Origin of the sequence: Micromonospora sp. NRRL B-16802 (assembly GCF_001279555.1) — a bacterium.
In the GTDB taxonomy this organism is placed as follows: domain Bacteria; phylum Actinomycetota; class Actinomycetes; order Mycobacteriales; family Micromonosporaceae; genus Micromonospora; species Micromonospora profundi.
This window is the reverse complement of record NZ_LGEB01000007.1, coordinates 1-359: the sequence shown is the minus strand read 5'-3', so window position 1 is coordinate 359 and position 359 is coordinate 1. Positions and strand designations below refer to the sequence as shown.

Annotated in this window: 1 protein-coding gene; it reads left to right on the top strand. The window is 67.1% G+C overall.

Annotated features, from left to right (window positions below):
* On the top strand, positions 1 to 359 hold a 359-nt coding region (locus ADK66_RS04095; RefSeq protein WP_231639891.1), incomplete at both ends, for a putative Ig domain-containing protein.

The window sequence follows — 359 nt, the reverse complement described above, 5'->3', positions numbered from 1 at the left end:
TACATCGGGCAGGTGTACGCGATCCACACCGTCGAGGCCACTGGTGGCACCGGGCCGTACCAGCTGTCGGTGGTGTCGGGCAGTCTGCCGCCGGGCATGTTGGTGGTGGGTACGTCGCTCGGTGGCGCGCCGAACACGCCGGGCACCTACACCTTCACGCTGCGGATGACCGACAAGAACGGGCTCTTCGGCCAGCAGAAGGCGACGATCGAGGTACGCCAACAAAAGGTCGTCATCACCTCGGGCAAGCCCCGGTCGCCCATGTACATCGGGCAGGTGTACGCGATCCACACCGTCGAGGCCACTGGTGGCACCGGGCCGTACCAGCTGTCGGTGGTGTCGGGCAGTCTGCCGCCGGG